At 73.2% G+C, this 7,366-nt stretch carries 7 protein-coding genes; 2 read left to right on the top strand and 5 right to left on the bottom strand.

Going from position 1 to position 7,366, the window contains the following annotated elements; translation table 11 throughout:
• Nucleotides 1–135: 135 nt before the first annotated feature.
• From ACFY1S_RS08595 to ACFY1S_RS08580, 4 genes are all read right to left on the bottom strand, one after another.
• Nucleotides 136–957: an NAD-dependent epimerase/dehydratase family protein gene (locus tag ACFY1S_RS08595; RefSeq protein ID WP_387114141.1), complete on the bottom strand. Its 822-nt coding sequence runs from the start codon at nucleotides 955–957 to the stop codon at nucleotides 136–138.
• Nucleotides 958–991: 34 nt separating this feature from the next.
• Nucleotides 992–2,137 (bottom strand): alcohol dehydrogenase catalytic domain-containing protein, encoded by a 1,146-nt coding sequence (locus tag ACFY1S_RS08590; RefSeq protein WP_387114139.1) that lies wholly within the window; start codon nucleotides 2,135–2,137, stop codon nucleotides 992–994.
• A complete protein-coding gene (locus ACFY1S_RS08585; protein WP_387114137.1) occupies nucleotides 2,134–3,588 on the bottom strand; it encodes an aldehyde dehydrogenase family protein in 1,455 nt (484 codons plus the stop codon). The genes ACFY1S_RS08590 and ACFY1S_RS08585 overlap by 4 nt, the downstream gene beginning before the upstream one ends.
• Before the next feature lie 68 nt (nucleotides 3,589–3,656).
• Nucleotides 3,657–4,313: a TetR/AcrR family transcriptional regulator gene (locus ACFY1S_RS08580; protein WP_387114135.1), complete on the bottom strand. Its 657-nt coding sequence runs from the start codon at nucleotides 4,311–4,313 to the stop codon at nucleotides 3,657–3,659.
• Nucleotides 4,314–4,410: 97 nt separating this feature from the next.
• Here ACFY1S_RS08580 and ACFY1S_RS08575 point away from each other — a divergent pair, with 97 nt between their 5' ends.
• Complete coding sequence (locus ACFY1S_RS08575; protein ID WP_387114133.1) at nucleotides 4,411–5,583, top strand: acyl-CoA dehydrogenase family protein; 1,173 nt, start codon at nucleotides 4,411–4,413, stop codon at nucleotides 5,581–5,583.
• Nucleotides 5,584–5,670: 87 nt separating this feature from the next.
• Nucleotides 5,671–6,192 (top strand): peptidoglycan-binding protein, encoded by a 522-nt coding sequence (locus ACFY1S_RS08570; protein ID WP_387114131.1) that lies wholly within the window; start codon nucleotides 5,671–5,673, stop codon nucleotides 6,190–6,192.
• A 39-nt stretch (nucleotides 6,193–6,231) separates the two neighbouring features.
• On the opposite strand, the gene ACFY1S_RS08565 is transcribed toward ACFY1S_RS08570, so the two are convergent.
• Entirely contained in the window at nucleotides 6,232–7,269 is a 1,038-nt protein-coding gene (locus tag ACFY1S_RS08565) for an aminotransferase class V-fold PLP-dependent enzyme (RefSeq protein ID WP_387114129.1), read from the bottom strand.
• Nucleotides 7,270–7,366 lie beyond the last annotated feature (97 nt).

The raw sequence follows: 7,366 nt of genomic DNA, 5'->3' as shown, positions 1-7,366 counted from the left end.
CGGTCGTTTTCATCCGCCCTACCCCCCCGCCCCACCGCGGGTGGCTCAAACCCCCCGGGCCCCCCCCCCTTCTTTAAAAACGCCCCCCCCCCCGGGGGGGGGGGGCCCCCGACTCCCCGCCGTTCGATGCTCGGCTCAGGAGGCCTGCTTGTCCGCACCGACGTGCCGCAGCGAGTACGCGGCGGCGGTGAAGGCGCCGCCCTGCAAGGCGGCGGGGTCGACCGGGTCGCGCGACCCGGGCACCCGGTCGGCGAAAACCTCCGCGTCGTCCACCGGCAGGTAGCCGAGCCGCGCCCCGGCCGTGGTGTCCCAGAACGCCCGGGTGTTGGCGGACACGGCGTAGGCGGTCACGAAGTGAACGTCGGAAGCGGTCAGAGCCGCGCGGACGAAACCGATGCCGTCGCGCGGGCTCAACCAGGTCGCCAGGTAGCGGGCCTCGTCCGGCTCGTCCTCGAAGCTGCCGATGCGCAGGCACACCACCGACAGGCCGAACTTGTCGGCGTACAGGCGCCCGAGCGCTTCGACGGCGGCCTTGCTCACCCCGTAGAAACCATCAGGTCGGACCGGATCGTCAGGCCCCACCACCTGACCGACCGGGTAGAAACCCGTGACCCGGTTGCTGCTGGCCAGGACTACCCGCCCGACCCGCTGCCGGCGGGCGGCCTCCAACACGTGGTACGTGCCCAGCACGTTGCTCGCCAGCAGGTCGGCCAGGGGCGCCTCGTCCGGCAGCCCTGCCAGGTGCACCACCGCGTCCGCGCCCTCCAGCGCGGCGGTCACCGCGTCGGCGTCCGCCAGATCCAGTTGAATCGCCCGGTCCGTAGGCGATCGCGGATGCACGGGCACCCGGTCGACCAGAACGAGCTGGCGAACCTCGTCGCGCAGGTGCCGGCAGACCACCGAACCGATGCGACCCGCGGCACCCGTGACCACGACAGTGCCCAGACGTGAACTCATGACGCCATCCTGCCGGCCCCCACCGACAGGATGCTCAGTCCAGCGTGACCACCCAGCGGGCGCCCTCGCCCCGGGCCAGCCTGTCGAACGCCGCGGGCGCCTCGTCAAGCGGGATCGTGCCGCTGACCAGCAGGCCCAGATCGAGCACGCCGTCGGCCAGCTCGGCGGCGAGCACCGGCACCTCCCGGTCCGGGTCGGACGAGCCGTACACCGAGGAGCGCAGCGTCCGCGCGGAGTGGAAGATGTCGAGCGCGCCGAGACTGACCATGTCGTCCTTGGCGCCCATGCCGACCACTGTCACCGCTCCCCCGCGCCTGGTGAGCCTCCAGGCGGCGCGGATGGTGGCGGCGCGGCCGACGCACTCGAAGGCGTGGTCGACACCCCGGCTCTCGGTGCGCGCCCGTACCTCCTTGGAGAGCCTGTCGTCGGCGAGCAGGAAGTCAGTGGCCCCGGCGGCGAGGGCCAGGTCCCGCTTGGCCTCGGCGACGTCCACGGCCAGGATCGTCGTGGCGCCGGCCCGGCGGGCGGCGGTGAGCACGGCGAGCCCCACCCCACCGAGCCCGACGACGGCGACGGCCTCGCCGGGCGCCACCCGGGCGGTGTTACGGACCGCGCCGACGCCGGTGAGCACCGCGCAGCCGAGCAGCGCCGCCTGGTCGGCGGGCAGCCCGGCGGGGACCGGGATGACGGCACGCTCGGGCACCACCACGGCCTCGGCGAGCGCGCCCAGGCCGAGGGTCACGTGCAGGGGTACGCCGTCGTCGGTCTCGCCGCGCGGCACCGTCGGGGCGGTGGTGGCGGCGCAGAGCCACGGCTCGCCGCGTCGGCACCACCAGCAGTCGCGGCAGGCCGGCGCCCAGTTGAGCACCACAGGGGTGCCGAGGGCCAGATCCACTCCCGGCCCGGTCTCGGCCACCACCCCGGTCGCCTCATGCCCGAGCACCAGCGGGAACCTCGCCGCGAGGGTGCCGTTCGCCATCGACAGGTCGGAGTGGCAGACGCCGGCGGCGGTGATCGTCACCCGCACCTCGCCGGGGCCGGGAGCGGGCAGGCGTACCCGCTCGACCCGCAGCTCGGCCCCGGACCCGCGCGCGACGAGCGCGCGGACGGTGACCGGCTCGGACACCGGCGCGGTGTCGGTCGTCGGCGCGGTGTCGGTCGTCGGCTCGGGGGCGCTCATCGCTGGATCGCCTTCAGCTCGCAGAACTCGGCGAGCCCGTGCACACCCAACTCGCGGCCGAGCCCGGACTGCTTGTAGCCGCCGAACGGGGCGAGCGGGTTGAACGCGGCGCCGTTGATGTCGACAGCGCCGGTGCGCATCCGCCGGGCGACGGCGAGGGCGGCGTCGGTGTCGGCGGACCAGACCGCCCCGGCCAGCCCGTACCGGGAGTTGTTGGCGATGGCGACGGCCTCGTCGGTGTCGGCGAACGGAAGGACGGCGAGCACCGGCCCGAAGACCTCCTCCTGGGAGAGCGCGCTGTCGGGGTGCACGTCGGCGAAGACTGTTGGCGCGACGAAGTGGCCCCGCTCCGGCAGCGCCGCGTCCGGGCCGCCGGCGACGAGGCGGGCACCGTCGGCGAGCGCCCTGTCGACGTGGCCGCGGACACGCTCGGCCTGGGCGGCGGAGACCAATGGACCGAGCCGGGTGGCCGGGTCGAACGGGTCGCCGAGGCGGTAGCCGGCCACCGCCGTGGCGATCAGGTCGAGCGCCTCGTCGTACCGGTCGCGGTGCACGAGCATCCGGGTCCACGCCGTGCAGGTCTGCCCGGAGTTGAGCAGCGCGTTGCCGACACCGACCTTGACGGCGGTGGCCAGGTCGGCGTCGGGGAGGATCACGTTCGCGGACTTGCCGCCCAGTTCCAGGGCCACGCGGGCGAGCCGCTCGGCGGCGAGCCGCATGATCCGGGTGCCGGTGGCGGTGGAGCCGGTGAACGACACCAGGTCGACGTCGGGGTGCCCGGCCAGTGCCTCGCCGACGACCGGGCCGGTGCCGGGTACGAGGTTGAGCACGCCCGGCGGCAGCCCGGCCTCGGTGACCGCGTCGAAGAGCAGGTACGCGGTCAGCGGGGTCAGCTCGCTGGGCTTGAGCACCACAGTGCAGCCGGCGGCCAGCGCGGGCGCCAGCTTCGCCATCACCTGGTGCAGCGGGTAGTTCCACGGGGTGATCGCGCCGACCACGCCGATCGGCTCGCGGACCACGAGGGAGTTGCCGATGGTCTCCTCGACCGGCGGGCGGGCGGCGAGCGCGACGTGGTCCCGCAGCACGGTCAGCGGCAGCCCGACCTGCACCCGGGTGGCGAGCTTGAGCGGGGCTCCCATCTCGACGGCGATGGTGCGGGCGAGGTCGTCGGCGCGCGCGGCGAGCGCGGTGTGCAGCCGGTCGAGGTGGCTGGACCGGTCGGCGGGCGCGAGCGCCGCCCAGCCGGGGAAGGCGGCACGGGCCGCGGCGACTGCGGCGTCCACGTCGGCAGCCGTGCCGGCGGGCACCTGCCCGAACAGCTCGCCGGTGCTCGGGCTCTCCACGTCGATCGCGTCGGTGCCGGCGGGAGACGTCCATTCGCCGCCGATGTGCAGGTGGCGCCTGAGGCGCAGGGTGTCGGGTAGCTGCGACGGCGGGGCGGCGAGGTCCATGGCGTCCCTTCGGGGGTGGGCGGGGGCGATGGTGGTGGACGATGAAACTAGCGCTGGGAGTTTGGACGCTACCCGCTCGGCCGGGTGGACTCCACCGGGCCGGCGGTGCGGCCGTACTCGACGGTGAGGCCGTGCAGCAGGGCGTCCAGGCCGAGCGCGAACGCGCCCTCGTCGACGCTCTGCTGGTGCTCGGCGAGCCGGTGCGCGTCGCGCAGGTGCGGGTAGTGCGCCGCGTACAGCTCGGGGTCCTCGACGAACCCGCGGGCGAAGGAGCCGAGCGCCGACCCGGCCACGAAGTAGCGCAGCGCCGCGCCGATGTGGGTGGCCCGCGCGGGCGGCCAGCCGGCGCGGACCAGGCCGCCGTAGACCGCGTCGGCCATGGCGAGGGCGGCCGGCCGCCGGCCGGGACCCTGGGCCAGGTACGGCACGATGTTCGGGTGCGCGGTGAGCGCCCGCCGGTACGACCAGGCCCAGTCGCGCAGGGCGGCGGCCCAGTCCCGGCTGGCGAAGCCGCTGGTGTCGACGGCACCGGTGACCGTGTCGGCGACCGCGTCGAGGATCTCGTCCTTGGTGGCGAAGTGGTTGTACAGCGAGGGACCACGGACGCCCAGCTCGGCGGCGAGCCGGCGGGTGGAGAACGCCGGCAGCCCTTCGGCGTCGATGAGCGCGGTGGCGGTGTCGACGATGAGCTGGCGGGTGAGCCGGGGCTGGCGGGGTCGGGGCACTGCGCTCCTCGCGGTCGCGGCGGCCAGGTCTGGACGCGGCAAAACTTACACCGCTAGTTTAAGGGTGACCGGCCGCACCGACGCCAGGAGGACCAACGTGGACTTTTCGCTTACCGACGAGGAGCGGGCGGTACGGGACACCGTCCGGTCGTTCATCCAGCGCGAGGTGATGCCCCTGGAGGCGGAGGTGCTCCGCCGGGAGCGGGCGCACCAGCCGGGCCTGGACCACTCCGAGGTGCGCGAGCTGCAACTCAAGGCGCGCAAGTTCGGCTTCTGGGGCCTGGCCACCCCCGAGGAGTACGGCGGGATGAACCTGCCTGCCGTCCTGCAGTCGCTGATCTGGACGGAGCTGGGCCGCACGTTCGTGCCGTTCCGCTTCGGCGGCGAGGCGGACAACATCCTGTTCCACGCCACCGAGGAGCAGAAGCGCGAGTTCCTCATCCCGACCATCGAGGGCGAGCGGCGGTCCTGCTTCGCGATCACCGAGCCGGGCGCGGGCTCCGACGCGGCGAACATCCGGCTGTCGGCCCGCCGTGACGGCGACGACTGGGTCCTCGACGGCGAGAAGACCTTCATCACCGGCGGCCACGACGCCGACTTCGCCATCGTGGTCGCGGTGACCGACCGGGAGAAGGGCGCCCGCAACGGCGGCGCGACCGCGTTCCTGGTGGACAGGTCGATGGGCTGGCGTTCGGAGTTCATCCAGACCATGGGCGAGGGCGGGCCCGCGTCGCTGATCTTCGACGGCGTACGCGTGCCGCACCGCAACATCCTCGGCGAGATCGGGCAGGGCTTCACGCTCGGCATGGAGTGGATCGGCAAGGGCCGCTACACCATCCCGTCGCACGCCATCGGCATCGCCGAGCGGGTGCTGCAGATGGCGATCGAGTACGCCAACACCAGGGAGACCTTCGGCAGCAAGATCGGCACCAACCAGGCCATCCAGTGGATGATCGCCGACTCGGAGACCGAACTGGAGGCGGCCCGCTGGCTGGTACTGCGCTCGGCGTGGACCGTCGACCAGGGCATGGACCCCCGTCACGCCTCGTCGATGGGCAAGCTCTACGGCGCCGGGATGGTCAACCGGGTGGTCGACCGGGTCCTCCAGATCCACGGCGGCATGGGCTACACCCGGGAGCTGCCCATCGAGCGCTGGTACCGGCAGGTCCGGCTGTACCGCATCTTCGAGGGCACCGACGAGATGCAGCGGCTCATCATCTCCCGGGACCTGCTGCGCGGGTACACGAAGATCGGCGGTCACCTGGCCTGAGCCCGAATGTCAGTCCGTCGTGAACTCCCTGGCTCTGCCGAGCATCTACACCTGTGACAGATGCCCGTCAGCCAAAGGGGGATGCTCATGCACCTACGAATCAGGGCCGTCGCGACGGCGATGGTCGTCGCCACGATCGGCGCCGTCGCGGTTCCGGCCGCGCCGGCGTCGGCCGACGTCAGTCAGGGCTACGTCATGGGATCGGCCACCTGGACGGACGACTGGGGCGACGAGGGCCCGATCTCCGCGTCGACCCGCTCGTACAACAACGTCGTCGCCATGTGGCAGAAGATCCTGGTGGCCGACGGCTACCTCGCCGCCTCCGGTGTCGACTGCCGGTTCGGGCCGACGACCACGGCCGCGACGAAACGGTGGCAGACCGACCGGGGACTCCTGAGCGACGGCGTCGTCGGCCCCAGGACCTTCGCCAGGGCGGCAACCCGCCTCACCACGTACGAGGGTGACAACTGGTTCTACTACGACGGGCTCGGCAGCAACTTCGTCTATTTCGGGCGCCTCGCCGACGGCAGGTGGGACATGAGCCTCGGGCCTAATCTGGAGTGGAAGCCCCTCGCGTACACGTACGCGAGCTTCAGCGTCTGCTCCTGAGCACCGGCCGGCCGTGCCCCGCTGCGGGCGCGGCCGGCCTCAGCCGACGAGCGCCTCCAGCGCCGCGTCGACGTCCGCTTCGGTGGAGTAGACGTGGAAGGATGCGCGGACCCGCCCGGCGCGCACGGCCGCCCGGATGCCCGCCGCTTCCAGGCGCTGCTGGGCGTCCGGCACGTCGACGGCGACGATGGCGCTGTCCCCCGCTGGCCGGCCCAGGCCGGTCAGGAACCGGTTGGCCAGCGCCACGTCGTGCTCCCGGATCGCCGGCACACCGATCTGGGCGACCAGCTCCATCGCGGGGGCCGCGCCGACCCAGCTGAACCAGGCCGGGGAGATGTCGAACCGGCGGGCGTCGTCGGCCAGCCGCAGCGGCGGGCCGTAGTAGGAGGCGTGCGGGTCGCGGCCCGCGTACCAGCCGGCCGCGTCCGGGCGCAGCCTGTCGCGCAACGCCGGGGCCAGATAGGCGTACGCGGTGCCGCGCGGGCTCATCAGCCACTTGTAGCCGCCCACCGCCACCACGTCGGCAAGGCTCCCGTCGAAGGGCAGCCACCCGCACGCCTGGGTCGCGTCGACCACCACCAGCGCGCCGTGCGCGCGGGCGGCGGCCACGATCTCGTCGTACGCGGCGACCGACCCGTCGGCAGACTGCACCAGGCTGAACGCGACCAGGTCGGTGTCGGCGTCGATCGCGTCGACCAGCCGATCCGCCGGCACCGTGCGGACCGTGACACCCCTTTCTTCCTGCACCAGCCAAGGGAACAGGTTGGAGGTGAACTCGACCTCGGGCACCACCACCGTCGCTCCGGCCGGCAGCGCCGCCGCGACCGGCGCGAGCATCTGGGAGACGGTGGCACCGACCGCCACGTCGGTGTCCGGCACGCCGATCAGACCGGCGAACGCGGTACGGGAACGCTGCACGGAGTCGTCCCAGCCCTCCCACGACCTGCTGCCCACCCGCCAGTCGGACAGTGCCTCCTGCAACGCCGTCCAGGCCGGCTCGGGCGGCAGCCCGTAGGAGGCGGTGTTCAACCAGGCGGGCTCCGGCTTCCACAACTGCTGCGCCTGCGCGATCTGCATGCATCGACGCTAGGCGGGATCGCCTCGCGGCGGCACGGCCAATCGGCGACTGGCGGCCTGTGGCGCGCCGCTGAGCACCGAGCCGGTCGGCGCTCCG

It is taken from the genome of Micromonospora sp. NPDC000663 (assembly GCF_042898105.1).
GTDB lineage: Bacteria > Actinomycetota > Actinomycetes > Mycobacteriales > Micromonosporaceae > Micromonospora.
The sequence above is the reverse complement of the archived record's forward strand: the minus strand, read 5'-3'. Positions and strand labels throughout refer to the sequence as shown.